Origin of the sequence: Mesorhizobium sp. BR115XR7A (assembly GCF_020165315.1) — a bacterium.
Taxonomy (GTDB): Bacteria; Pseudomonadota; Alphaproteobacteria; order Rhizobiales; family Rhizobiaceae; genus Mesorhizobium; species Mesorhizobium australicum.
In genome coordinates, this window is the sequence record NZ_JAIUHW010000009.1 from 198,026 (window position 1) to 222,753 (window position 24,728).

Annotated in this window: 22 protein-coding genes and 1 tRNA gene; 7 read left to right on the top strand and 16 right to left on the bottom strand. The window is 63.4% G+C overall.

The window, feature by feature from the left end; genetic code table 11:
* The first annotated feature begins 39 nt into the window (after window positions 1-39).
* From LB557_RS20385 to LB557_RS20410, 6 genes are all read left to right on the top strand, one after another.
* A complete protein-coding gene (locus LB557_RS20385) occupies window positions 40-957 on the top strand; it encodes an ABC transporter permease (protein ID WP_140619323.1) in 918 nt (305 codons plus the stop codon).
* Window positions 954-1,745 (top strand): ABC transporter permease, encoded by a 792-nt coding sequence (locus LB557_RS20390; protein WP_140721305.1) that lies wholly within the window; start codon window positions 954-956, stop codon window positions 1,743-1,745. Before LB557_RS20385 ends, LB557_RS20390 begins: the two co-directional genes overlap by 4 nt.
* 16 nt (window positions 1,746-1,761) lie before the next feature.
* Complete coding sequence (locus LB557_RS20395; RefSeq protein WP_015315812.1) at window positions 1,762-2,826, top strand: ABC transporter ATP-binding protein; 1,065 nt, start codon at window positions 1,762-1,764, stop codon at window positions 2,824-2,826.
* 159 nt (window positions 2,827-2,985) lie between these two features.
* A complete protein-coding gene (locus tag LB557_RS20400) occupies window positions 2,986-4,539 on the top strand; it encodes a cation:proton antiporter (protein ID WP_224641128.1) in 1,554 nt (517 codons plus the stop codon).
* 116 nt (window positions 4,540-4,655) lie between these two features.
* Window positions 4,656-5,564: an endonuclease/exonuclease/phosphatase family protein gene (locus LB557_RS20405; protein WP_224641127.1), complete on the top strand. Its 909-nt coding sequence runs from the start codon at window positions 4,656-4,658 to the stop codon at window positions 5,562-5,564.
* 7 nt (window positions 5,565-5,571) lie between these two features.
* The gene (locus LB557_RS20410) at window positions 5,572-6,417 is read left to right on the top strand and encodes an EamA family transporter (protein WP_015315815.1); all 846 of its coding nucleotides are present in this window, start codon (window positions 5,572-5,574) and stop codon (window positions 6,415-6,417) included.
* A 4-nt stretch (window positions 6,418-6,421) separates the two neighbouring features.
* On the opposite strand, the gene LB557_RS20415 is transcribed toward LB557_RS20410, so the two are convergent.
* The 14 genes from LB557_RS20415 to LB557_RS20480 all read right to left on the bottom strand — a co-directional run bounded on the left by LB557_RS20415 (window position 6,422) and on the right by LB557_RS20480 (window position 22,671).
* Window positions 6,422-7,657: an MFS transporter gene (locus tag LB557_RS20415; protein WP_411970560.1), complete on the bottom strand. Its 1,236-nt coding sequence runs from the start codon at window positions 7,655-7,657 to the stop codon at window positions 6,422-6,424.
* 72 nt (window positions 7,658-7,729) lie between these two features.
* Window positions 7,730-8,047 carry a Dabb family protein gene (locus LB557_RS20420; protein WP_224641126.1) on the bottom strand — a complete coding sequence of 106 codons (318 nt, stop codon included), beginning with the start codon at window positions 8,045-8,047 and terminating at the stop codon, window positions 7,730-7,732.
* Between the two features lie 11 nt (window positions 8,048-8,058).
* Window positions 8,059-9,687 carry a GMC family oxidoreductase gene (locus LB557_RS20425; protein ID WP_140721316.1) on the bottom strand — a complete coding sequence of 543 codons (1,629 nt, stop codon included), beginning with the start codon at window positions 9,685-9,687 and terminating at the stop codon, window positions 8,059-8,061.
* 12 nt (window positions 9,688-9,699) lie between these two features.
* Complete coding sequence (locus LB557_RS20430) at window positions 9,700-10,461, bottom strand: 3-ketoacyl-ACP reductase (protein ID WP_015315819.1); 762 nt, start codon at window positions 10,459-10,461, stop codon at window positions 9,700-9,702.
* A gap of 205 nt (window positions 10,462-10,666) precedes the next feature.
* Window positions 10,667-12,184, bottom strand: coding sequence for an FAD-dependent oxidoreductase (locus tag LB557_RS20435; RefSeq protein ID WP_224641125.1), 1,518 nt, complete (start codon window positions 12,182-12,184; stop codon window positions 10,667-10,669).
* 107 nt (window positions 12,185-12,291) lie between these two features.
* Complete coding sequence (locus tag LB557_RS20440) at window positions 12,292-13,407, bottom strand: ABC transporter ATP-binding protein (RefSeq protein WP_023781265.1); 1,116 nt, start codon at window positions 13,405-13,407, stop codon at window positions 12,292-12,294.
* A gap of 4 nt (window positions 13,408-13,411) precedes the next feature.
* Entirely contained in the window at window positions 13,412-14,356 is a 945-nt protein-coding gene (locus LB557_RS20445; RefSeq protein ID WP_140823108.1) for a carbohydrate ABC transporter permease, read from the bottom strand.
* The gene (locus LB557_RS20450; protein ID WP_015315823.1) at window positions 14,353-15,303 is read right to left on the bottom strand and encodes a carbohydrate ABC transporter permease; all 951 of its coding nucleotides are present in this window, start codon (window positions 15,301-15,303) and stop codon (window positions 14,353-14,355) included. Before LB557_RS20450 ends, LB557_RS20445 begins: the two co-directional genes overlap by 4 nt.
* 88 nt (window positions 15,304-15,391) lie before the next feature.
* Entirely contained in the window at window positions 15,392-16,645 is a 1,254-nt protein-coding gene (locus tag LB557_RS20455; protein WP_140789006.1) for an ABC transporter substrate-binding protein, read from the bottom strand.
* Window positions 16,646-16,703: 58 nt separating this feature from the next.
* Window positions 16,704-18,215 carry an aldehyde dehydrogenase family protein gene (locus LB557_RS20460; RefSeq protein WP_224641124.1) on the bottom strand — a complete coding sequence of 504 codons (1,512 nt, stop codon included), beginning with the start codon at window positions 18,213-18,215 and terminating at the stop codon, window positions 16,704-16,706.
* A gap of 17 nt (window positions 18,216-18,232) precedes the next feature.
* On the bottom strand, window positions 18,233-19,009 hold the full coding sequence (locus tag LB557_RS20465) for an enoyl-CoA hydratase/isomerase family protein (RefSeq protein ID WP_140875191.1): 777 nt from the start codon (window positions 19,007-19,009) through the stop codon (window positions 18,233-18,235).
* Complete coding sequence (locus tag LB557_RS20470; RefSeq protein WP_140619356.1) at window positions 19,002-20,603, bottom strand: acyl CoA:acetate/3-ketoacid CoA transferase; 1,602 nt, start codon at window positions 20,601-20,603, stop codon at window positions 19,002-19,004. Before LB557_RS20470 ends, LB557_RS20465 begins: the two co-directional genes overlap by 8 nt.
* A complete protein-coding gene (locus tag LB557_RS20475; RefSeq protein WP_224641122.1) occupies window positions 20,600-21,616 on the bottom strand; it encodes a Gfo/Idh/MocA family protein in 1,017 nt (338 codons plus the stop codon). The genes LB557_RS20470 and LB557_RS20475 overlap by 4 nt, the downstream gene beginning before the upstream one ends.
* Window positions 21,613-22,671, bottom strand: a complete 1,059-nt coding sequence (locus tag LB557_RS20480) for a LacI family DNA-binding transcriptional regulator (protein ID WP_140875197.1) — start codon at window positions 22,669-22,671, stop codon at window positions 21,613-21,615. Before LB557_RS20480 ends, LB557_RS20475 begins: the two co-directional genes overlap by 4 nt.
* A 238-nt stretch (window positions 22,672-22,909) precedes the next feature.
* On the opposite strand from LB557_RS20480, the gene LB557_RS20485 reads away from it, so the two are divergent.
* Entirely contained in the window at window positions 22,910-24,064 is a 1,155-nt protein-coding gene (locus LB557_RS20485; RefSeq protein WP_015315830.1) for a dihydrodipicolinate synthase family protein, read from the top strand.
* Window positions 24,065-24,155: 91 nt separating this feature from the next.
* Here the strand turns inward: LB557_RS20485 and LB557_RS20490 are convergent.
* Window positions 24,156-24,230 (bottom strand) — tRNA-Val (locus LB557_RS20490).
* Window positions 24,231-24,345: 115 nt separating this feature from the next.
* Complete coding sequence (gene cpdR / locus LB557_RS20495) at window positions 24,346-24,708, bottom strand: cell cycle two-component system response regulator CpdR (protein ID WP_006199474.1); 363 nt, start codon at window positions 24,706-24,708, stop codon at window positions 24,346-24,348.
* Window positions 24,709-24,728 lie beyond the last annotated feature (20 nt).

The window sequence follows — 24,728 nt, forward strand, 5'->3', positions numbered from 1 at the left end:
GAGGCCGCCCGGTTTCCCCTCGAAGACGGTAGCCGGCGCATGACCGATCTTACGCTTTCAAATCAGTCCGTCACCACCAAGCCCGCGCCGCCGAACGAGGCGACCACTTTCCGCTTTCCGATGCAGTGGATTGGCGTGGCGCCTTTCTTCATCTTTGTCCTGATGTTCCTGATCCTGCCGACGATCTATCTCGTCCTGGGCGCTTTCCAGAATGGCGACGGTCAGCTGACGCTTGATAATATACTGCAGCTGGTCAGCGATCCCTCGATCAGCGCTTCCTACTGGGTTTCGATCAAGATCAGTTTCTGGTCGGCTGTCATCGGTGCCTTTGCCGGGCTCGCGATTGCCATCGCCATCGTGCGCGGCGGGCTTCCCAACTGGACCCGCTCGGCGACCCTGACTTTTTCGGGTGTCGCCTCGAATTTCGCCGGCTTGCCGCTGGCCTTCGCCTTCCTGGCGACCCTCGGCCGCGTCGGCATCGTCACAACGCTTCTGCGTGACGTTCTCAATGTCAACATATACGCGATGGGCTTCAATTTCCTCACGACATCGGGCCTGATCGCGGTCTATCTGTTCTTCCAGATTCCGCTGATGGTGGTCATTATCGTGCCGGCCATCGACGGCTTGAAGAAGGAATGGGGCGAGGCCGCCGCCACGCTCGGGGCCACCCAGTCGCAGTATTGGCGCATGGTGGTCATCCCGGTCTTGTGGCCGAGCTTCCTCGGCACCGTCATCCTGTTGTTCGCCAATTCCTTCGGCGCCATCGCCACGGCTTATGCGTTTGCCGGCCCGGCACTCAACATCGTTCCCATCAAGCTCTATTCGCAGATCAATGGCGACGTGCTGCACAACCCGCAACTTGGCTATGCCATCGCCTTCGGCATGATCGTCATCACGGGCTTGGCCAACGTCTTCTACATCTGGTTCCGGACCCGGTCCGAAAGGTGGCTCAAATGAAGTCGGGCAAATTCTGGGCCTGGGTCGTCTTCATTGTCGGCGCGGCCTATTTCTTCATTCCGCTGATGGCGACTGTCGAGTTCTCGTTGCGCATGCGGCGCGGCGTCCATTCCTTCGACGCCTACCAGATCGTGCTGGGCGACGCGCGCTTCCAGTCGACCTTCCTGTATTCGGTGGTCGCGGCCGTCTTCACCATCATCCTCGGCGTGCTGATCGTGGTTCCGGCCGCCTACTGGATCCGGCTGCGTCTGCCGCAGCTCAGGCCGATCGTCGAATTCATCACGCTGTTGCCGCTGGTCATTCCGGCCATCGTCATCGTGTTCGGCTATATCAGGATGTACGGCTCGAATTCCCCGCTGCCGTTCCTGGGCAGCAATATGGGTGCGAATGCGCTGCTGGTGATCGGCTATGCGACGCTGGCTCTGCCCTACATGTATCGCGCCGTCGATACGGGGCTGCGCACCATCGATGTGCGGACATTGACCGAAGCAGCGCAGATTCTGGGCGCCGGCTGGAGCACGATCATTGGCCGGGTGATCTTGCCTAATGTCCTGATCGCCGTGCTGTCGGGCGCCTTCCTGACCTTCGCCATCGTCATCGGCGAGTTCACCATGGCGAGCCTCCTCAACCGTCCGGCCTTTGGCCCGTATCTGCAAAACGTCGGCGCCAACCGCGCCTATGAACCGGCAGCCCTTGCCATCATCGCCTTCGCCATTACCTGGGGCTGCATGTCGCTCATCCAGATTCTGTCCCGCTTCGCGCCGAAATCGGCGAACCGCCCGAATTGACCTGAGAGAAAAAGCCATGGCCGAGCCATTCCTGTCCATCCAGCATGTGCGAAAGTCCTACGGGTCCAACACCGTGGTGCAGGATTTCAGCCTCGACGTCGAGCCGGGCGAGTTCGTCTCGTTCCTGGGGCCATCCGGATGCGGCAAGACGACGGTGCTGCGCATGGTCGCCGGCTTCGAGGAGCCGTCGGCCGGCAAGATCGTCGTCGCCGGCAAGGACATCACGCGGCTGAAGCCCAACCAGCGCAACGTCGGCATGGTGTTCCAGGCCTATGCGCTATTCCCGAACCTGACGGTGGCGCAGAACATCGCTTTCGGGTTGAAGGTTGCCGGCATGCCGAAGGCCGACGCGGACAAGCGCGTCGCCGAGATGCTCGACATGATCAGGCTGCCGCAGATGGCGGACCGCTATCCCTACCAGCTCTCCGGAGGCCAGCAGCAGCGCATCGCGCTGGCGCGTGCTATCGCGCCGAAACCAAAGCTCCTGCTGCTCGACGAGCCGCTGTCGGCGCTGGACGCCAAGGTGCGCGTGTCGCTGCGCGAAGAAATCCGCTCGATCCAGAAGAAGCTCGGCATCACCACCATCTTCGTGACCCATGACCAGGAAGAGGCGCTGTCGATCTCCGACCGCATCGCCGTCATGTATGGCGGCAAGGCCGAGCAGGTCGCGACGCCGTTCGAGATCTACAACCGGCCAGCGACCAAGTTCGTCGCCAATTTCGTCGGCACGCTGAACGTGCTCGAAGGCAAGGTCACCGACGCCGCCTCCGGCAAGGTGCAGGTCAACACGCAGGAAGTCTCGCTCAAGGGTAAGCTCAACGGCTCGAAGTCCGGCGACACGCTGTCTCTGGCGCTGCGACCCGAGGCGATTTCGCTCGGCCGCCAGCCCGGCCGCGACTCCAGCCTGACCGGAGAGATTTCCGAAGTGCACTTCCTCGGCTCGGTTATCCGGGTCCGTGTCGGCATCGGCGGCAACACGGTGTCGCTCGACACGTTCAACAACTCCGCCACCCCGCCGCCCGCAGTCGGGGAGAAGGCCGAGATTTCGTTCTCGTCGAGCGATATGCTGGTGCTGCACTAGGTAGTCCGCTGTCGGAAGGCGTCCCAAACGGGCGCGCTCCAGCCATTGGGATTTCTCATGCTGCCGGCGGCGACACGGCCCGTGCCAGAGATGTCCCTGTTGTTTCACGACCATGACTTTGGCACTGCCAATCGCCTCGTTCGGCGGCTACGATAGAGCATGGCTCTTTTCGAACTGACGCTTATCCTCCTGTTGATTGCAGTCGCGCTGACGGCGCTGTCGCGGCGGCTGCAAGTTCCTTATCCGTCGCTGCTGGCGCTGGCGGGCGCGGGCATCGCCTTCCTGCCCGGCATGCCCACCATCGAAATCGACCCGGAACTGGCGCTGGCCTTGTTCATCGCGCCGGTGCTGCTCGACGCCGCCTATGACACCTCGTTGCGCGATCTCAATCGCAACCGGCTGCCGCTCGCCCTGCTGGCCTTGGGGGCGGTCGTTTTCACCACCGCAGTGGTTGCGCTGCTCGGCTGGAAGATGGCAGGCCTGCCGATCGCCGCGGCCGTCGCCCTTGGCGCCATCGTAGCGCCGCCCGATGCCGTCGCGGCGTCGGCCGTGCTCGGACAATTCAAGGTGCCGCATCGCATCACCACCATCCTGCAAGGCGAGAGCCTGCTCAACGATGCAACCGCGCTGCTGATCTACCGTATCGCTGTCGCCGCCGCACTCGGTCCGTTCCTGTTGAGCAGCGCCGCGCCCATGGTCGTCCTGTCGACCGTTGGTAGCCTGGTGGCCGGCTATGTACTCGGTCGGCTGTCGCTTGCCACGCTGAGCCGCATCGAGGACGCGGCCAGCGGTACCGTGCTGCAGTTCGCCGGTACGTTCGGTGTCTGGATCCTGGCGGACAGGTTGGGTCTGTCGGCGATCATCACCATCGTCGTCTACGCCATGACCATCGCGCGGACCGCGCCACGCCGAATGTCGGCGAGAAAGCGTGTCAGTTCCTATTCGGTCTGGGAGACGGCGGTGTTCGTGCTCAACGTGCTGGCCTTCGTGCTGATGGGTCTGCAGGCGCGGTCGATCGTCGGACGGCTCGCCGGTACGGGAGAGCTCGACGCATTCGTCTTTGCCGCGGCTGTGCTGGCGGTCGTCATCGTTTCGCGCCTGATCTGGGTGCTGGGCTGCGGTGCAGTCATCAGGTGGTTTGCCCGCTTTGGCGGCGCCGAGCATCAGCCGGATACGCCGTCCTTTCGCGGCGGCGTGCTCATCGGCTGGTGCGGCATGCGGGGACTGGTAACCCTTGCCGCGGCATTCGCTTTGCCGGTCGAATTTCCTGCTCGCGACCCGATCGTGCTCGCCGCCTTCACGGTCGTGCTCGGCACCCTGGTGCTGCAAGGAATGAGCCTGAAGCCGCTGCTGCGCGTCCTGAAGCTGGATCCCGACGAAACGGTCGACCGGGAGGTAGCGAAGGCGCGCGTCGTGGTCATGCAGGCCGCGCTTGATGTATTGAGCGGCAAGACCTCGAGCGCCGCAGCCGCGGTGCGCGAGCAATATGCCGCCCAGCGCAAGATCGCCAAAAATCCCGAGGATGCCCAGGCCGCGACCGAATATGACAGGCTGCGTCTCTATGCCATCAAAAGCCAGCGCGATGCCCTGGAGGAGCTGCGCCGCAACGGCACCATCGGTGACGAAGCCTATCACCGTCTGGAGGAAGAGATCGACTGGACGGAACTTGCGGCATCGCCGGCAGGCCGGTTCCAGCCGCTGACCACCGACTAGCAGATACCGCGTCTCGGCCGCTGCCCTGCTGGCCCAAGCCCCGTCCGTCCTCCTGCACATTGCAAGCGATCGGCCGAACCGTTACTGCCAACATCGAAAAGTGAGCCGGATAAGCAATGAAGCTGGTCAGCTACAACATCCAGTACGGATTCGGCAGCGACGGGCGCTACGATCTTTCGCGTGCGGCACGCCTTGTCGCCGGCGCCGACATCATCGCCTTGCAGGAGGTCGAGCGGCACTGGCAGCGCAGCGATTTCGATGACCAGCCGGAGCTGCTTTCCCAATTGCTGCCTGGGTATTACTGGGTCTACGGCCCAGCCTTCGACATGGATGCGAGCGAGCTGCGCGACGGCCGTCTGGTCAATCGCCGCCGGCAGTTCGGCACCATGGTTATGTCGAAGCTGCCGATCGTCTGGTCGCGACTGCACGCGCTGCCGATGCGCCGCACGCTGCGGCCGCTCAACACCCGCAACGCCGCCCTCGAGTGCATGATCCGCACGCCGGCCGGGCCGGTCAGGGTGCTGTCGCTGCATCTCGCGCACATCGCGGCGGAAGAGCGGCTGGAGCAGATCGATTATCTCATGGCCGAGCATCGCCGGGCACCATCGGAAGGCGGACCGTGGAGCGGAGCGGACGATGAACCTTCGCGTAACTGGACACATGGGGAAGTCGAGCCGGAAAATCCGCTGGCGACGATCTGGATGGGCGATTTCAACATGGAACCCGGCAGCGCCGAATATCGCCGCATTGTCGGCAGCACGCCCTATCATCGGGGCGCTGCCTATCTCGACGGCTTCGTCGATGCCGCTTCTGTCGCCAGCGAGCCGGTAGCGGATTTCCATACGCATGAGAAGATCATCGACGGCAGGCTGGCAAAGCGCCGGCTTGACCATTGCTTCGTCGGCGGCATGTTGGCCGGGCGTGTGCGTTCGGTTGGATCAGACATGGGCGAGGTGGCTTCCGACCACTTCCCGGTCCGGGTCGACATCGATCTCGAGACGCCCTTCGGCTTGGGAGGTCGATGAGCTCCCCATGACGCTTTTCGTCTTCTTCGCGGTGCTTGCCGCGGCCGCCATGCACGCGATCTGGAACGCACTGGTCAAGGTGCATCTCGACCGTTTTCTGTCGATCACGCTGATGACGCTCGGCATGGGCACTGCTGCCATCGTCGTGCTGCCATTCGTCGAGATGCCGAAGGCGGAGGTCTGGCCCTACATCATCGCTTCGGTGATCTTCCACATGGGCTATCGCACCTTCCTGATCGGCGCCTACCAGGCCGGCGATTTCGCCCAGACCTACCCGCTGGCGCGTGGCACGGCACCCCTGCTGGCCGCGATTGGCGGCATGTTCGTCGTCGCCGAAGTGCCGGCGCCGCTTGCCATCCTTGGCATCCTGCTGTTGTCGGCCGGCACGCTGGTGATGTCGTTTCGCGGTGGCGCGCATCTGGAGAAGCTGAATCTGCGCGCGGTCGGCTATGCGCTGGGCACGTCGATCTTCATCGCCAGCTACACGCTGTCCGACGGCAGCGGCGCGCGGCTGGCGGCAACGGCGCAGAGCTATGCCGCCTGGCTGTTCATCTGCGATGCATTTGGGGCGCTGGTGCTGTGCCTCGTTTTCCGAGGGCCCAAGGCGCTGCCCGTTCTGGCGCGCGACTGGAAAACGGGACTGTTCACCGGTGTGCTTTCCGGCGCCGCCTACTGGATCGTCATGTGGGCGATGACCAAGGCGCCGATCGCCTCGGTGGCGTCGCTGCGCGAGACCTCGATCCTGTTTGCCATGATGATCTCGGTCTACGCCCTCGGCGAAAAGATGACAGGCTGGCGCGGCGCCGCCGCGCTCAGCATTGTTGCGGGCGTCATCGCGTTGAGGATGGGTTGACCTCTCAGCCGAGCACCGTCATTACCTGGCCGCGCCGCTCCGGACTGAAGCGGATGACGACGATGATGCAGACGGCGACCACGCCGGCAAAAAGCGCCAGCGCATAGCCATAGCTGCCGCCGGGGGCTTCGGCGATCCCGGCCTGATATGGACCGCCATAGGAAGCGGCGAGATTGCCGGCCTGGTAGATGAAGCCGGGCAAGGTGGCGCGCACCGCACCCGGCGAAAGCTCGTTGAGGTGGACCGGGATGACGCCCCAGGCGCCCTGGACCGCGACCTGCATGACGAAGGCGCCGATGGCCAGCATGAACGGCGTTGAACTGTAGGCCCATAGCGGGATCGCCGGCAGGGCGATGATGCAGGCGAGTGTAATGGCGTTGACGCGGCCGATCTTCTCTGACAGCGCACCGAATGCCAGGCCGCCGACGATGGCGCCGATGTTGGCAACGATGGTGATCCAGCTCACCGTATGCGGATCGAAGCTATGCTGCTTCTTCAAAAAGGTCGGGTAGAGATCCTGCGTGCCATGGCTGAAGAAGTTGAAGAACATCATCAGCACGACAGCATAGAGCGCGACGCCCCAGTGCTTCTGCAAGGTCTCCAGCATCCCCGGTCGAGCGGTTTTCTGTGCCTCGACGAAGGCAGGAGATTCCGGCACATGCGAGCGGATGAACAGGACGACCAGCGCCGGGACGAAGGAGAGCAGGAACATGGCGCGCCAGCCGATCGTGTAGCCGCCGATCGTCTGCTGGTAGAGCAGGCCATAGACCACCGCCGCCAGCAGGTAGCCGGCCGGATAGCCGCATTGCAGGATGCCCGAGACGATGCCGCGGGCGCTCGGCGGGACGGATTCCATGGCGAGTGAACTGCCGAGGCCCCATTCGCCGCCCATGGCGATGCCGAACAGCGCGCGCAGCGCCAGGAAGATGCCGAGATTGGGCGAGAAGGCGGCCAGCGCCCCGATCACCGAATAGCTGACGATGTTGAGCATGAGAATGGGCTTGCGCCCGTATTTGTCGGCTAGCATGCCAAAGAAGAACGCGCCGATGAAGCGCGTGGCCAAGGTCAGGAACAGTGCCTTTGACACTGCCGGGACATCCGTCTGGAATTCAGTCGCAATATCGGTGAGCAGGAATGTCAGAAGGAAGAAATCGAAAGCATCGAGCGTCCAGCCCAGGAATGAGGCCAGGACGGTTTTCTTCTGCTCGGTAGTGAGGTTCAAGGCGTCCTCCTTTTGCATCCCCAAAGGAACGATATGTCGCCCTGTCGGCAAAAGAGAACAGCGATCAGCCGGCTTTCGAAAGGCCGGCGGTCACTTTTTCGTAAGATCGAGATCGAAGACCATCAATCCGTCCGCGCCGCCTTCGAGAGCCGCGAGCAGCCGGGCGCCGGCACGCTGATGCGCCTCATGGACGAGATAGGCGTCGCGCGCCGCGGCATCGCGGAAATCGATGGTGAAGCCATAGGTGAACCCGCGCGCGAAAGGCTCTGGGCTGACATTGGTGCTGAACTGGACGGTGTCCATGCCTTCGACCACCTGTCGCAACGCCTCGAGGCCGGCGTGGATGGCCGTGCGCTCGGTCGACGACACATCGCTACGAAATCTGGCGAAAACGCAGTGCCTGATCATTTTACCACTCCCTAAGCAGCACGATTGCCGGAAAACACCGCCGGCGGCAGCGGCTCGCGGCCGAGGATCAGGTCGGCACCCTTTTCGCCGACCATGATCGTCGGCGCATTGGTGTTGGAGGAAGGCACGCGGGGCATCACAGACGCGTCGCAGACGCGCAGCCCCTCGATGCCGCGCAGTCTCAGGTCCGGCGTCACCACCGCCATCTCATCATGGCCCATGCGGCAGGTGCCGACAGGATGGTGATCGGTCTTGGAGGTGCGGCAGGCATAGTCGATCAGCTCATCGTCGCTGGCGAGCGACGGGCCGGGCAGCACCTCGCGCAGCACGTAAGGGGCAAGCGCCTTCTGCCGCATGATCTCGCGCGCCAGCCGCAGCCCTCTCAGCGACATGTCGCGGTCATAGGGATCGGACCAGTAGTTGGGGTCGATCAGCGGGTGGTCGGCGGGATCAGCGCTTTTCAGCCGCACCGTGCCGCGCGAGCGCGGGCGCAGGAAGGCCGAGTTCAAGGTGACGCCCGGGTTTTTCAGCTTCTCGACGCCAGCCTCGATGCCGGAGCCGAGGCCCAGATGGAACTGGATGTCCGGCGAGGCGGCGGTCGGGTCGGCGTACCAGAAGCCGCCGGTCTCGAACAGGCTGGACGCCACCGGCCCCTTCTTCAACAGCAGATATTGCAGGCCAGCCCAGGCCGTGCGGTGCAGCTTGGCGTAATTGTCGTAGGTGTGGTCGCCGGTGCATTCGGCGATGACGAACAGGTCGAGATGGTCCTGCATGTTGGAGCCGACGCCGGGCAGGTCATGCACGGGCGTGACGCCGACCGATTTCAGATGGTCGGCCGGGCCGATGCCCGACTGCATCAAAAGCTTAGGCGAACCGATGGCGCCGGACGAGACGATCACCTCGCGGTCGGCGCGCAGGATTTTTGTCTCGCCGCCCGGCCTGTCGACCACCTCGACGCCGATGGCGCGGCCGTTCTCGACGACGATGCGGGTGACCAGTACGTCTGTCCTGACGGTGAGGTTCTTGCGAGCGCGGATCGGCCTGAGATAGGCGACCGAGGCGGAGGAGCGCCGGGCATCCTTCTGGGTCAACTGGTAATAGCCGACGCCTTCTTGGGCAGCGCCGTTGAAGTCCGGATTGAAGGGAATGCCCATCTCCTGGCCGGCGCGGAAATAGGCTTCGCAGATCGGCAGCGGCGCAATCGGGTTCGAAACGCCGAGCGGGCCCTGGTCGCCGTGGAAATCGTTGGCGTAGCGCTGGTTGTTTTCGGCCCGTTTGAAATAGGGCAGCACGTCGCGGTAGCCCCAGCCGGCCAGCCCTTCCTCCTTCTCCCAGGCGTCGTAGTCGCGCGCATTACCGCGCGTGTAGATCTGGGCGTTGATTGAGGAGCCGCCGCCGACCACCTTGGCCTGCGTGTACCAGAAGACGCGGTCGTTCATGTTTCTCTGCGGCACCGTCGACCAGCCCCAGGACGCAATGCCCTTGGTCATCTTGGCAAAGCCCGCCGGCATGTGGATATAGGGATGCCAATCCTTGCCACCGGCTTCGAGCAGCAGCACGGAGTTGGAGGGATCCTCGCTCAGCCGGTTGGCCAGCACGCAGCCGGCAGGGCCGGCGCCCACGATGATGTAGTCGGTCATTGTCTCATCCACTCACAGCCGAGGCACGGAAAGCGCGCCGTCGACATTGATGATCGAACCGGTCGAAAAGCCCAGTCTCCCGGCAGCGAGCGCGGCCACCATGGCGCCGATGTCGGAAACTTCGCCCCAGCGTTTCGCCGGCACCAGGCCGCTGTCTATCAAAGCGTCGTATTTGGCGGTCACGCCCGCCGTCATGTCGGTGCGGATAATGCCCGGCCGCAGCTCGAACACGCCGATGTTTTCCGGGGCGAGCCTGAGCGCCAGATTCTTCACCCACATCGAAAGCCCTGCCTTCGATATGCAATATTCGGAGCGTTCCGGCGAGGCCATCTCGGCGCTGACCGAGGTGATGGTGATGATCGATTTCGCTTCATCGCTGGGCTGGCGGAGCATCGCCTTGGCGACCGCCTGGCTGAGAAAGACGGTGCCCCGCAGGTTGACGCCGATCGCGCGGTCGAAATTGTCGGGTTTGAGGTCGAGCAGGTCGCCCCGCACCACGGCGCCGACGCCGGCATTGTTGACCAGGCAATCGATGCGGCCGAAGGCGCGCATGGCGGTTTCGACCAAGGCGGCGTGGCTGGAAAGATCGGCGATGTCGCAGCTGACATAGGCGAATTTGGCGCCGCGTTTGGCGACGTCTTGCGCAAGCTCGTCAGCGGGTTTCGCGGCAACATCGGCGACAAGGATGTCAAAGCCGGCATCAGCGAGTGCCTGAGCGCAGGCAAGACCAATTCCGCGCGCGCCGCCGGTGACGATGGCTGCGGGGCGGGTCATCGGATACTCATCCTTATGTCAGCGCCGCCCCTCATCGCCCTGCCGGGCACTTCTCCCCGTATAGTGACGGGGAGAAGGACGCTGTTATCGCCTGCTTCACCATGCGCCAGCATTGCAGAAAAAGCGCCGAGATTGCGGCCAGCGTGCTTCTCCCCGTTTACGGGGAGAAGGTGCCGGCAGGCGGATGAGGGGCGGCGCTGACCGATCATGCGGCGAGGTCCGTTTTGCGAATGTGTTCGGCGACACGCAGCGCCTGGGCGGCGATCGACAGCGCCGGGTTCACGGCGGCCGAGTTCGGCAGAAAACCGGCGTCGACGACGAACAGGTTCCGGTGATCGAAGGCACGGCACAACGGATCGAGCGGCGACGTCGCCGGATCCTCTCCGATTTTCACCGTGCCGCACTGGTGCGAGGGCGTGCGTTTGTCGAAAGGGCGCGACAGCACCAGGGGATAACCGCAGGCGCGAAAATTCTCGCGCATCACCTTGGTCAGCCCGTCGAGCGACTGCATGTTGGAGCGCCGCCATTGCATGACGATGTCCTTGCCGTCGGCCATGATGCGGCTTTCGGGATCTGGCAGGTCCTCGCACATCAGGTACCAGTCGACCGCATGGCCGGCCATGAAATCGAGCGCGAATTTCGGCACTCGTTTCACATTGGCCTTGAGCATGTTGCCGTCGATCTTGCCGAGAAGCTGGACATTGCCGAGCGGTTTGCCGCCCTTGCCGTCGGAGAGGTAATAATCGTTGAGCATCAGCGTCTTCTGGTAGACGGCATCGTTCCGGCGGCGCGGATCGATCGCCAGCATGGCGCTCGAATTGTGGTTCATGAAGTTGCGGCCGACCTGGTCGGAGCGGTTGGCCAGGCCCTTGCCGCCCCCCTTGCCATTGCTGGGTGAGGGCGAGCGCAGCAGGATGACCGCTGAATTGACCGCGCCGGCCGACAGGATGACCAGTTTTGGCGACAGCTTTTTCAGCTCGCCGTTCTGGCGGTAATGAACCGCTGATACGGTTTTACCGTCCGGAGCAGTCTCGAGATATTCGACATGGGCGCCGGTTTCGAGCTTGATGTTAGGATCGTTCAGTGCCGCCGCCAGCGGTGCGGTCTGGGCGTCCATCTTTCCCTGGCCAGTGTTCGGAAAAGCGTCCCAGCCGGTCCTGCCTTCCCTGAGCCAGGTGTCGATATCGACGCCGAGCGGCAGCGAGGCCGGATGCAGGCCCAGCTCCTTGAGCTCGGCGCGGGCACGGGCGATCGGCGCCTCGTCGGGCACGGGCTTGTAGGCGTAGGGGATCGAGTGGAACGGCTCGGTCGGGTCCTCGCCAAGCGTGCCGCGGACGCGGAACAGTTGCTCAGCCTTGGAGTACCAAGGCTCGAATTCGTCATAGGAAAACGGCCAGGCCGGAGAGACGCCGCCGAAGTGCTCCATGGCGGAGAAATCCTCTTTGCGATAGCGGATCAGCACCGCGCCGAAGAATTTCGAATTGCCGCCTACATAGTAGTAATTGCCCGGGTTGAATGCGGCGCCACCGGCCTCACGCCACATCTCCTTCGGCCGGTAGTGGCCATCAACGAAAATCGAGCGCGTGTCGCGTGCATGCGGCGTTGCCGGCAGCGGCTCGCCGCGTTCCAGCATCAGGATCGAGGCGCCGCTGCCGGCTAAGCCGGAGGCGATCGTGGCGCCGCCGATGCCGGAGCCGATGATGACGATATCCGGGTTTGTCATGGCCTAAAGCGCGCCGCTTTTGAATGGACACATGCGACGCGCTTTAGGTCTATTGTCTTGATGCATGTCGTTGCCCCAAAACCGGACCCACTTTTGGGCGACGCACATCAGCGGATACGGCTCTCGGTCGCCGGATCGAAGAACACCGCCTTGGTCAGGTTGAAGGCGAGCGGCGTGTTGGTGCCGGGCTGGATGTTGGCATCTGCGCGCAGCCGCGCCACCACGCCTTTACCGCCGAGGTTGGTGACGGCGAAGGTATCGGAACCGGCCGGCTCCACAACCTCGATATGGCAATCGGCGGTGGCGATTTGCGAGGCGTTGCGCTCGGCGCCTTCCGGATCGGTGAGCGCCTCCGGACGAACGCCGAAGATGACCGGCTTGCCCTTGAACGCCGACAATCCGGCGGGGGCATTGGCCATCGGCAGAGTGATCGGCTGGCGTGCCTCGCGATCGAGCACGACGGCCAGGTCGCCGCCATTGCCGTCGATGGTCGCCGGGATCAGGTTCATCGCCGGCGAACCCATGAAGTCGGCGACGAAGACATTGCTGGGGTTGTTGTAGATCTCGGCCGGCGTGCCGAATTGCTGCACCTCGCCATCGCGCATGACGGCGATCTTGGTCGCCAGCGTCATCGCCTCGATCTGGTCGTGGGTGACATAGACGATGGTTGTGCCGGTGGTGGCATGCAGGCGCTTGATCTCGATGCGCATGTCGACGCGCAGCTTGGCGTCGAGATTGGACAGCGGCTCGTCGAACAGGAACAGCTTGGGGTCGCGCACCAGCGCCCGGCCCATGGCGACGCGCTGGCGCTGGCCGCCCGAAAGCTGGCTCGGCTTGCGGTTCAGCAGATGGCCGATCTGCAGCACCTTGGCCACCTTGTCGATCGCCTTCTGGCGTTCGTCGGCCGGCACGCCGCGCATCTCCATGCCGAAGGAGATGTTCCCGGCGACCGTCATGTTCGGGTAGAGCGCGTAGCTCTGGAATACCATGGCGATGTCGCGCTTGGACGGGTGCAGATCTGTGATGGTGCGGCCATCGACGCGGATATCGCCAGAGGTGATCGTCTCCAGTCCGGCGATGGTGTTGAGCAAGGTGGACTTGCCGCAGCCGGAAGGACCGACCAGCACCAGGAAGCCGCCCTTTTCCAGTTCGAGATTGATCCCCTTCAGGATCTCGACCTGGCCGAAACGCTTCCTCAGACCATCAATTTCCAGAAAAGCCATTGGGTTATCCTTTGACCGCGCCCGCCATCAGGCCACGCACGAAGTAGCGGCCGGCGAGCACGTAGACGAGAAGGGTGGGCAGTGCCGCGATCATCGCGGCCGCCATGTTGACGTTGTATTCGACGACGCCTGTCGAGGTGTTGACGACGTTGTTGAGCGCCACCGTCATTGGCATGGCGTCGCCGGTGCCGGCATAGGCGGAGGCGAACAGGAAGTCGTTCCAGATGTTCGTGAACTGGTAAATGACGGTGACGACGAAGATCGGCATCGAATTCGGCAGCATGATGCGCCGAAAGATCTGGAAGAAAGAGGCGCCGTCGACCTGCGCGGCCTTGACCAGTTCGGTCGGGAACGCCTCGTAATAGTTGCGGAAGAACAGCGTGGTGAAGCCGATGCCGTAGACGACGTGGACGAACACCAGGTTCACCGTCGGGTTGCCGAGGCCGAAGCTGGTTCCGACCGTGTTCTGCAGCGTCACGCCGAACCGTCCGAGACTGCCCAGGATCGTCGCCATCGGCAACAGTACCGACTGGAACGGGATGAAGCAGGCAAACAGCATCAACCCGAATACCAGGGTCGCGCCGCGAAAACGCCATTTGGTCAGCACGTAGCCATTGAGCGCGCCGAGCATGGTTGAGATCAGCACGGCCGGAACCACCATCTTGATGGAGTTCCAGAAATAGCCCTTGATGCCGGCGCAGGTGAGGCCGACGCAGGTCTCGCCCCAGGCCTTCAGCCAGGGATCGAAGGTCGGCGCCTTTGGCAGCGCCAGCATGTTGCCGTTCTGGATCTCGTCCATGGTCTTGAACGAGGTCACCAGCATGACGAACAGCGGCATCAGGTAGAACAGCGCGAACAGCGCCAGAAGCCCGTAGATGACGATGCGGTTGACGATCTTGACGTTCATGCCGCCGCTGGCCTGGCGGGCGGGAGTGGTCACGGCGCTCATCGCGACTTCTCCCTGAGTTCCGAATAGAGATAGGGCACGATGATGGCGACGATGGTCATCAGCATGATCACGGCGCTGGCCGAGCCGACGGCCATTTCGTTGCGCTTGAAGGTGTATTCATACATGAAGTTGGACGGCAACCAGGCCGAGCCGCCGGGGCCGCCGCTGGTCAGTGCCACGACCAGGTCGTAGGATTTGATGGCTAGGTGCGCGAGCACGATGAAGGCCGACAGGAAGATCGGCCGCAAGAGCGGAATGACGATGCGGCGATAGAGCTGGAAGGTGGTGGCGCCGTCGATCTGCGCCGCCTTCATGATCTCGCCGTCAATACCGCGCAGGCCGGCCAGGAACATCGCCATGATGAAGCCGGAGGCCTGCCAGACGCCGGCGATGACCACGGTGTAGATGACGAAATCCTTGTTCTTGATCCAGTCGAAATGGAAGCTCGTCCAGCCCCATTGATGCAGCGTCTGTTCGAGACCTAGGCCGGGGTCGAGGAACCATTTCCAGGCAACGCCGGTGACGATGAAGGAGAGCGCCATCGGATAGAGGTAGATGGGGCGCAAAACGCCTTCGCCGCGAATCTTCTGATCGAGCAGGATGGCCAGGAACAGGCCGAGCGCCAGGCAGATCAAGATGTAGAGAAAGCCGAAAATGCCCATATTGGTGATCGACGTGTACCAGCTCGATGGCGGGTCGGTGTCGAAGGTCCAGCCCCACAATCGCTGATAGGCGCGTGCGCCTGTTATGGCATAGGACGGGAAGGTCTTGGAGTTGGTGAAGGACAGATAGATCGTCCACAGGATGAAGCCGTAGACGAAGACGATGGTGATGGCGAAGCTCGGCGCCAGCACGATCTTGGGCAAGGCATCCTGCAGGCGCGAGCGCACCGAGGTGCGCGACCGCTCCGGCGTCAGCTTGATCTGGGTTGTCGCTACACTGCTCATGGGGTTCCTCCCGTCGGCATCCGGCCGATCGGCCTCACGGACCGGAAACCTTCCCCGCCGGAGCGGGGAAGGTGTTTGTGGCCGGCGCTTACTTGGCGTCGTCGATCGCCTTGACCAGTTCGGTCACGGCTTCGTCCGAGGTCTTGATCTGACCGTGGACAAACTTCGAGATGACGTCCTTGTAGGCATTGGCGACAGCCGGAGGCGCGCCATAGCCCTGGGCCAGCGAGCCGAACAGCGTGCCGCCTTCATTGGCCTTCTTCAGGTCGGCGATACCCTTCTTGCCGCAAGCGTCGAAGTCGGTGTCAGGCACGTCGGTGCGGGCCGGAACCGAACCCTTGACGACGTTGAAGGCCGACTGGAAGCTCTTCGACAAGGTGGCGGTGGCCAGAGCGATCTGGGCGGCCTTGCGGTCGTCCGGAACGTTGAACATGCCGAACATGTCGGAGTTGTAGATCACCGAGCCGTCGGTGCCCGGGAAGCGATAGCAGAGGAAGTCCGTACCCGGTGTCTTGTTGGCGGCGTGGAACTCGCCCTTGGCCCAGTCGCCCATGACCTGCACCAGCGCATCGCCCTTGATGACCATCGCGGTGGCCAAGTTCCAGTCGCGGCCAGAGAAGTTCGGGTCGACATAGGTGACGAGCTTGGCCAGATTGTCGAACGACTTCTTCATCGTGTCGGACTTGAGCGACGCGTCGTCGAGGTCGTTCATCGCCTTCTTGTAGAACTCAGGTCCGCCGGTCGACAGCACGACGGAATCGAACATGGTCGCTTCCTGCCAGTTCTGGCCACCAAGCGCGAGCGGGGTGACCCCAGCCGCCTTGGCCTTGTCGAGCAGGGCGATGAAATCGTCGAAGGTCTTAGGCTCGGTGCCGCCGATCTTGTCCATCACCGCCTTGTTGATCCACAGCCAGTTGACGGAGTGGACGTTGACCGGAGCGGCAACCCACTTGCCGTCATAGACGGAGAACTTCTGCAGCGCGGCCGGAACCGACTTGTCCCAGCCTTCCTTCTTCGCCGTCTCTGTGAGGTCGCCCATCACGCCGGCAGCGGCATAGTCGAGCACGGTGTAGCCGAGCATCTGCGAGGCGGTCGGATAGTTGCCGGCCGCGACCATCGCCTTCAGCGCGGTCATGGCGGCATCGCCGCCGCCGCCGGCCACGGGAACGTCCTTCCAGGCATAGCCTTCCTTGGCCAGATCGCCCTTGAGCACGTTGAGAGCAGCCGCTTCGCCGCCCGACGTCCACCAATGCAGCATCTGCACTTCCTTGACGTCCTCGGCATGGGCCGCGAAAGCCAGGCCCGAAGCGAGCGCCGTTCCGATAAGCAGTTTGCGCAACATGTACTTCCTCCCTTGTTGCATTACACGACCGGTGGCAGCCCACCGGGTTCTTCCCAACTCAGCCGACCCACCAACCGGTGCGCTGGCCGCGATGAAACTGGATTGTCTTTTCCTCGGTATAGTCCTCAACAGCGCGCTTGCCGAGTTCGCGGCCCAAGCCCGACTGCTTGTAGCCGCCGAACGGCAGTTCTGGATAACCTTCCATGAACGTGTTCACCCAGACAGTCCCCGAACGCACGCCCCGCGCCACCGACATGCAGGTGTCGATGCTGGCGCTCCACACACCCGCCGACAGACCATAGGGCGTGTTGTTGGCGATGCGCAACGCCTTTTCAATCGATTCAAAAGTCAGCACCGAGAGCACCGGCCCGAACACTTCCTCGCGCGCGACCGTCATGTTTTCGGTGACGTTGCGTAAGATCGTCGGATCGAGATATTGGCCGGCATTGGAAGGGCGTTGCCCGCCGCCGCTGTAGATACTGCCGCCTTCACTCGCGGCAGCCGCGACGTAACCCGTCACCTTGGCCAGATGGTCTGACGAAATCATCGCGCCGACCTTGGTTAGGTCGTCGAGCGGATCGCCCACGGTTACCCTGGCGGTCAATGCCTTCACGGCGCCCAGGAAGTCGTCGGCGATCGCCTCATGCACGATCAGCCGGCTGCCGGCATTGCAGCACTCGCCGGCGTTGAAGAAGCCGCCGAATACCGCGGCATCGGCAGCGGCTTTAAGATCGGCATCGGGGAAGACGATCTGGCCGTTCTTGCCGCCGAGTTCCATCGAAACTCTCTTAAGGGAATTCGAGGCCGCAGCCATGGTCATCTTGCCGACGCGGGTGGAACCGGTAAACGAAACCATCTCGACCAGCGGATGGCTGACCATCGGCGCGCCGACATCGGCGCCGAGACCTGCGAGGATGTTGACGACTCCAGCGGGAACGCCGGCTTCCAACAGGATATCGCCAAGCACGAAAGTCGAGGCCGACGTCATTTCGCTTGGCTTGACCACGGCCGTGCAGCCGGCGGCGAGCGCGAAAGGCAGTTTCTGGCTGACGATGAGGAAGGGGAAATTCCACGGCGTGATGATCGAGACGACGCCGATCGGCTCACGCAGGACGATGCCCAGCATGGCATCGCCAAGATTGGCGTAGCTTTCGCCGTGCAACGTTCGGGCCAGTGAGGCGGCATAGCGCCAGATGTCGACGGCGCCGCCGATTTCGGCGCGCGCCTGGGCGATCGGCTTGCCGGATTCCAGCGCATCGAGCCGGGCGATGTCTTCCAGCCGGATCTCGATCAGGTCGGCGGCCTTAAGCAGGATCGCGGCGCGTTCGGACGCTTGCATGCGCGGCCAGGGGCCGGTCTCGAAGGCCCTGTGCGCCGCCTGCACCGCGGCTTCCACTTCGGCGGCACCCGCCTGAGCATAGTGTGAAACCATGAAGCCGTGGCCGGGGCTCTTGCGTTCCAGCATGCGGCCATCGCGGGCATCGACATGCTTGCCGTCGATCAGAAGCTTGTATGCCTTGGGGGCCACGGAGGCCTCGGCAGGCATGGAAATCTTCAGAGGTGCATTCATGTGATTTCCACTCTGTCCTACGAACGCGAAAACACGGGCTTCTGCTTGGTCTTGAAGGAGCCCACGCCGGCCTTGAGATCGCCGGTGAGCGCCATGAAGCCGCTGGCCAAGGCTTCTGTCGCAGCGGCACTTTCCTCGCCTTCCGCCACCGCAATCATCAGCTTGGCGGCTTCGGTGGCCAGTGGTCCGCGTTCGGCGATTTTTTCAGCCCAGATCCTGGCTTCATCCGACGCCTTGCCGGTTTCGACGACGCGATCGACGACGCCTAGCGCAAGCGCTTCCGGCGCCAGAAAAATCTCGCCACCGACAGCCATGCGACGCACCGTCTGGGCGCCGAAGCGACGCACCGCGCGCTGCGTGCCGGACCAGCCGGGGACAACGCCGATCGAGGTCTCGGGGAAGCCGAGCTTCACCTGCGTTTCCGCGACGCGGAAATCACAAGCCACGGCCAGTTCCAGCCCGCCGCCGAGCGCATGACCGGACAGAACGGCGATGGTCGGTTGCCGCAGCCGCGCCAGCCGGTCGAAGACACGGTGGCCGTAGCGCACCCATTGCACCTGGAAATCGGCGGCACTCATGCTCCCCCAGGCCTCGACGTCGCCGCCGGCGCAAAATCCCTTGCCTTGGCCGCATATGAGGACGACGCGGACATGCTGAGCGCTTTCCGCCTCGTCCAGCGCCGCTTCCAGCGCGCGCAGCATCGGGATATCGAGCGCATTGAACTTTTCCGGACGGCGCAAGGTGACAATGCCGATCGCGCCATCCTGCTCGAAGGTGACGAGGCGCTCAGCCATGCGCGCCTCCGAGCGAGGCGCCGCCATTCAGCGACAGGCCGATCGGCCGATCCTGGTAGAGTGCCGCCGGCGTCACCTTGAGGTCGTTGGCTACGTTGAGCGGGATCTCGGCCTGCGCCAGCACATCGCGCTCGAGGTCGATGCCCGGCGCCAGTTCCATCACCATCAGCCCATCGGGCGTCAGCTTCATGACGCAGCGCTCGGTGACATAGGTGATGTCCTGTCCCTGCGCGACGGCGCGCTTGCCGGAGAAGGAGATGTGCTCGACCTCCTCGACGACTTTCTTGACCTTGCCTTCCGCGTCGATGCGGATGCCGCCATTGGCGAGCGACAGCTTTGCCCCGGCATTGAAGAAGCCGGAAAAAACGATCTTCTTCGCCCGTGACGTGATGTCGACGAAGCCGCCGGCGCCGGCGGTGACATGCGGCCGCGCCGAAAGCCTGGACACGTTGACCGAGCCGTGGCGGTCGATCTGCAGGAAGGAGAGCAGCGAAGCGTCGAAGCCACCGGCCTGGAAATAGATGAACTGGTGCGGCGAGGGCATGATCGCCTCGGCGTTGGAGGCGCAGCCGAACTTGAAGTCGAGCAACGGCACGCCGCCGACCGCGCCCTGTTCGATCAGCCAGGTGACCTTGCCGTGCTGGCCTTCTTCCAGAAGAATACGAGGCACGTTGGCCGAAATGCCGAAGCCGATGTTGACGGCCATGCCGTCGCGAAGCTCCATGGCGACCCGGCGCGCGATCACCTTTTGGACATTCATTTCGGCATTGCGGAAGCTCGACAGCGGCCGGAAGATCTCGCCGGAGATTGCGGGATCGTAGGGCGTCAGCGTCGTCTGCAACTGATCCGGCGCAATGACGATATGGTCGACCAGCACGCCCGGCACGCGCACATCATGCGGCTTCAACGTGCCGTTCTCGACGACGCGTTTGACCTGCGCGATGACGATGCCGCCATTGTTGCGGGCGGCGAGCGCCTGCTCCAGCCCGCCGAGATAGGCCCCCTCATGCTCGTAGGTAAGGTTGCCGCGCTCGTCAGCCGTGGTGGCACGGATGATCGAGACCTGCGGCACGATGGCGCGGAAATAGAGCCATTCTTCGCCGTCGAATTGCTGCACCGACACGATCGGCTCGGCGGCGGCGGCGTTCATGGCGCAGCCCTGGTGGCGCGGGTCGGCGAAAGTGTCGAGGCCGACCTTGGTCAGCACGCCCGGTCGCTTGGCGGCGGCCTCTCGGTGCATGTCGAACAGGATGCCGGACGGCACGTTATAGGCGGCAACCGCATTGTCGCCGATCATCTTCCAGATTTGCGGCGGCTCGGCGGAGGAGGGACCTGACGGATAGGAGCCGCACAGCGTACGCTTCAAGAGGCCGGGCTTCGCCAGATGATCGATTCCCTTGATGCCATACATGTCGCCGGCGGCGATCGGGTGCAGCGTGGTGATATCCTTCGGATGGCCCTCGCCATCGAAGCGTTCGCCGATCGCGGCGAGCACGGCGTCTGGACAGCCGAGGCCGCTCGACGAGGACACCGAGACGACCATGCCGTCCTTGATCAGGCTGGCGGCCTGCGCCGATGAGACGACCTTGCTCAATTCATGCTCCCGAGTTTCGGGTCGATCTTGACGGTCTTGCCGGAAGCCGCCGATTGCAATGCCGCCTCGGCCGCGGCGAGCGACCAGATGCCGTCTTCTCCGGTGGCGGAAGGCTGGCCCTCGCCACGGACCGCGGCATGGAACCCGCGTACCGACCTGGCGTATAGATCCTCGCGGTCGAAGCTCAACTGTTCTTCGCCGCTGGCGGTGCGCAGGAGGACCGAGCCGGCCGGCTTCTGCGTCATCACATCGCGGGCGATGAGCGAGCCCTGCGAGCCGTGCACCTCGAAGCCGGTGTCGGCAAACCTGGTGGTGAACCCCTCATGCGATTGCGCGATAAGGCCCGATTTGAAGCGCCAGACGCACATGGCGCCATCTTCCAGCCCGCTCCCGGCCATGCCTGCGGATTGCGTGAAAGCGGAAACCTCGACCGGATCGTCGCCAAGCACGAAGCGCAGCGTGTCTGCATCGTGCACGGTGATGTCGAGCACCACCCCGCCGCCCGCCTCGGGCCTGGCGATGCGCCAGCCCTGCAGGTTTTCGGGCAGGTAGACGGAATGGAAGACACGCGCGGCAATGGGGTTGCCGATGCGGCCCGCGGCAACGGCGTCGCGCATGGCACGGTGCGCGCCGGCATTGCGCAGATGATGATTGGTACCGAGCACGATGCCAGCCTCCTTGGCCGAAGCGACCATCTTGCGCGCGTCATCGCTGGTCAGCGCCAGCGGCTTCTCGCACAGCACATGCTTTCCCGCATTGGCGGCGGCCAGCGCCTGTTCGAAATGCAGTTCATTGGTGGTCGAGATGTAGACGGCGTCGATGTCGGATCCGAGCAAGGCGTCGAGATTCGATACGGCGGCTGGAATGCCATTTTCCCTTGCATAGGCCGTGGCGCGTTCCGCGCTGGAACTCATGACAGCCGCGATCTCGCCATCGGGTTGAGCGCGAATGGCATCGATCATGAATTGCCGGGCGATCGTGCTGGCGCCGATCAGCCCCCATTTGACGCTCATGTCGCGGTTCCCGCTGCCACGGGCCTTTTTCGCGTGCGGCGATCCGGGCCGCAGCTTTCCCTGACCACGAGATTGACGGCGCCGACATGATCCTCGGCCCGCGTGGTGCGCGACTGGATCATCTTGATCATGACGTGGGCCGCGCGTTCGCCGAGACCGGCGGAGTCCACCGCTACGCTGGTCAGCGGCGGCATATAATGTTCGGCCTCGACCACATCGTCGAAGCCGACGACAGCGAAATCCGCGCCCGGCTCAAGTCCGCGCTTGCGCAGCGCCAGCATGACGCCAAAGGCAACGGCATCGTTGAAGCACAGCGCCGCGGTCGGCGGCTCGGCCATTGCCAGCGACGTTTCCAGACAGGCCATGCCGCCCTTGCGGTTGGTCTCGCCCTCGATGATAAGCGCATCGCGGGCGTCGATGCCGAGCGTCTCGCAGGCCTCGCGAAAGCCGCCCAGGCGCTCATGATAAACGACGAGGTCGGACGAACCGCCGAAGAAGGCCAGGCGGCGATGCCCCTTGCCGACGAGATGCGAAGTCGCGAGATAGGCGCCCCGATGATTGTCGGGAGCAATCACCGGAATGCGGCTTTCAGGCAGCCGGCGCATGGCGAAGGCAATCGGCAGACCGGCTATTTCCAGCCGCCGGAACGCCCCTGGCGTCGTGCCGCGCGCCGGGGAAACGATGAGCCCGGCGACGCCCTGTTCCATCAGAGACTTCAGCACTTCTTCCTGGCGCACCGGATTTTCGGCAGTGTTGGCGATGAAGGGCACGATGCCGGCCGACTGGAAGACCCGCTCCATGCCGACCGCCATCTCGGCGAAGAACGGATTGGTGAGGTCGTTGATGACCATGCCGATGACGTTGGAGTGGGCCTTGCGCAGATTGGCGGCGCCGCGGTTATAGACATAGCCGACATCCTCGATCGCCTTGCGCACCTTGACCGCGGTTTCGGGGCGGATCAGGCCGCTGCCCTGGAGCACGAGCGACACCGTCGATTTGGACACGCCTGCTTCGCGGGCGATGTCGAAGATCGTCGCCTTCGGCCGGCTGGCCATCCAGATATCCTCCCCGGTTTTTTCAATCGAATTTATTGGAACGTTCTAATCCTTGCTCCGAGGATGAGTCAATCAGGATTTTTCTCTAGCAAGAGCAGCAGGTCATATGTGGTCAAACGATATGCTACCCAAGGGGTCGTTGTGTTGCAACGCAGCATCGCTGGCCGTCCATCTCAAACCTTAAAGGTTCTTGATTTATTGGAACGTTCCATTTAGGAGACACGAAAGGGAGAGATCCATGGACATTGCCTTGCCTGGCGAGGGTGGCCGCAGCACACCCTACGCGCTTGTCGGACAGCCGGTCCAGCCGGTGACCGGCGCGCGGTTTTCGCGCATCGCCTATGCCGCCGCGCATGTCGTCGCCGATCCGCTGGGAATGACAGATCCATGGTCGCGGCCCGTTGTCGATTGGGACAGGACGATGGCGTTTCGTCATCATCTATGGCGGCTCGGCTTCCGCATCGCCGAGGCAATGGACACGTCGCAGCGCGGCATGGGTTTCGATTGGACGAATGCGCAGGAATTGATCCGCCGTTCAATCGCGGAGGCGCGGACCGCCGCTGGCGCCGATCTCGCCTCGGGTGCGGGCACCGACCATCTGGCACCGTCGAAGGCCAGGACGGTCGACGACGTTGTCGCCGCCTATGAGGAGCAGTTCGCTTTCATCGAAGGCCAGGGCGGCAAGGCGATCATGATGGCCAGCCGCGCGCTGGCGGCCGTGGCGAAGGGGCCAGACGATTACGCCCTGGTTTACGACCGCATATTGGGCCAGGCCTCCGGCAAGGTCATCCTGCACTGGCTGGGCGACATGTTCGATCCGACCTTGAAAGGCTACTGGGGCAGTGACGATTTCGAGACCACGCTCGATACGGTGATCGCCATCATGGAGCGCAATGCTGGCAAGGTCGAAGGCATCAAGATATCGCTGCTCGACGCCGGCAAGGAAGTGGCGCTCAGGAACCGGCTGCCAGACGGCGTCATGATGTTCACCGGCGACGACTTCAATTATCCCGAGCTGATCGCCGGAGACGGCAAGCGGCACTCGCATGCGCTGCTCGGCATTTTCGACGCGATCGCACCGGCCGCCAATGCCGCGCTGGCGAAGCTGGCTGCCGGCGATCGTGCCGGCTACGACGCGTTGATGGCGCCGACCGTGCCGCTGTCACGAAAAATCTTCGAGGCGCCGACTGAATATTACAAGGCCGGCATTGTCTTCATGGCCTGGCTCAACGGCCACCAGGACCATTTCTCGATGGTCGGCGGCATGCAGTCGGCGCGCGGCATCCGCCATTATGCCGACGTCTTTCGCCTCGCCGACCAGGCAGGATTGCTGGCCGACCCCGACCTTGCCATTTCGCGGATGAAAAGCCTGTGTGCTGTCGCGGGGGCCTAAAACGCGTTTCGCGATCGGATCACCCGTCGTCCATTCCGGTGAGCGCCAAGACGCTCGCGTATTGATGCAAGGTCCGAATATCTGGGTTGGATGGTGGGCGTGACAGGGATTGAACCTGTGACCCCTGCAATGTCAATGCAGTGCTCTCCCGCTGAGCTACACGCCCATCCGAAGCCGCGCATACACCATTTTTGGTCAGGCGCGTCAATAGCAGGAAAAGAGGAAAAACACGTCGTCCCGCCGCGGCTGTGGACCGACGCCGGCGGCTTGCGAAAGGCGGTTCAAGCCGCCTGCAGCATCTTCTCGACCTCGTTGACCAGATCGCGCAGGTGGAAGGGCTTGGACAGCACCTTGGCGTCTTTCGGCGCCTTGGAATCCGGGTTCAGCGCGACGGCGGCAAAACCGGTGATGAACATGACCTTGAGATCGGGATCGATCTCGGTGGCGCGACGCGCCAGTTCGATGCCGTCCATCTCCGGCATGACGATGTCGGTCAGAAGCAGCGAGAACGGTTCCTCACGCAGCCGCTCATAGGCGCTGGCGCCGTTGTCGAAATCGCTGACCTGATAGCCGGCGCGCTCCAGCGCCTTGACGAGGAACCGACGCATATCGTCGTCGTCTTCCGCCAGAAGAATGCGTGCCATGTTATCCCGTCCGAATCACC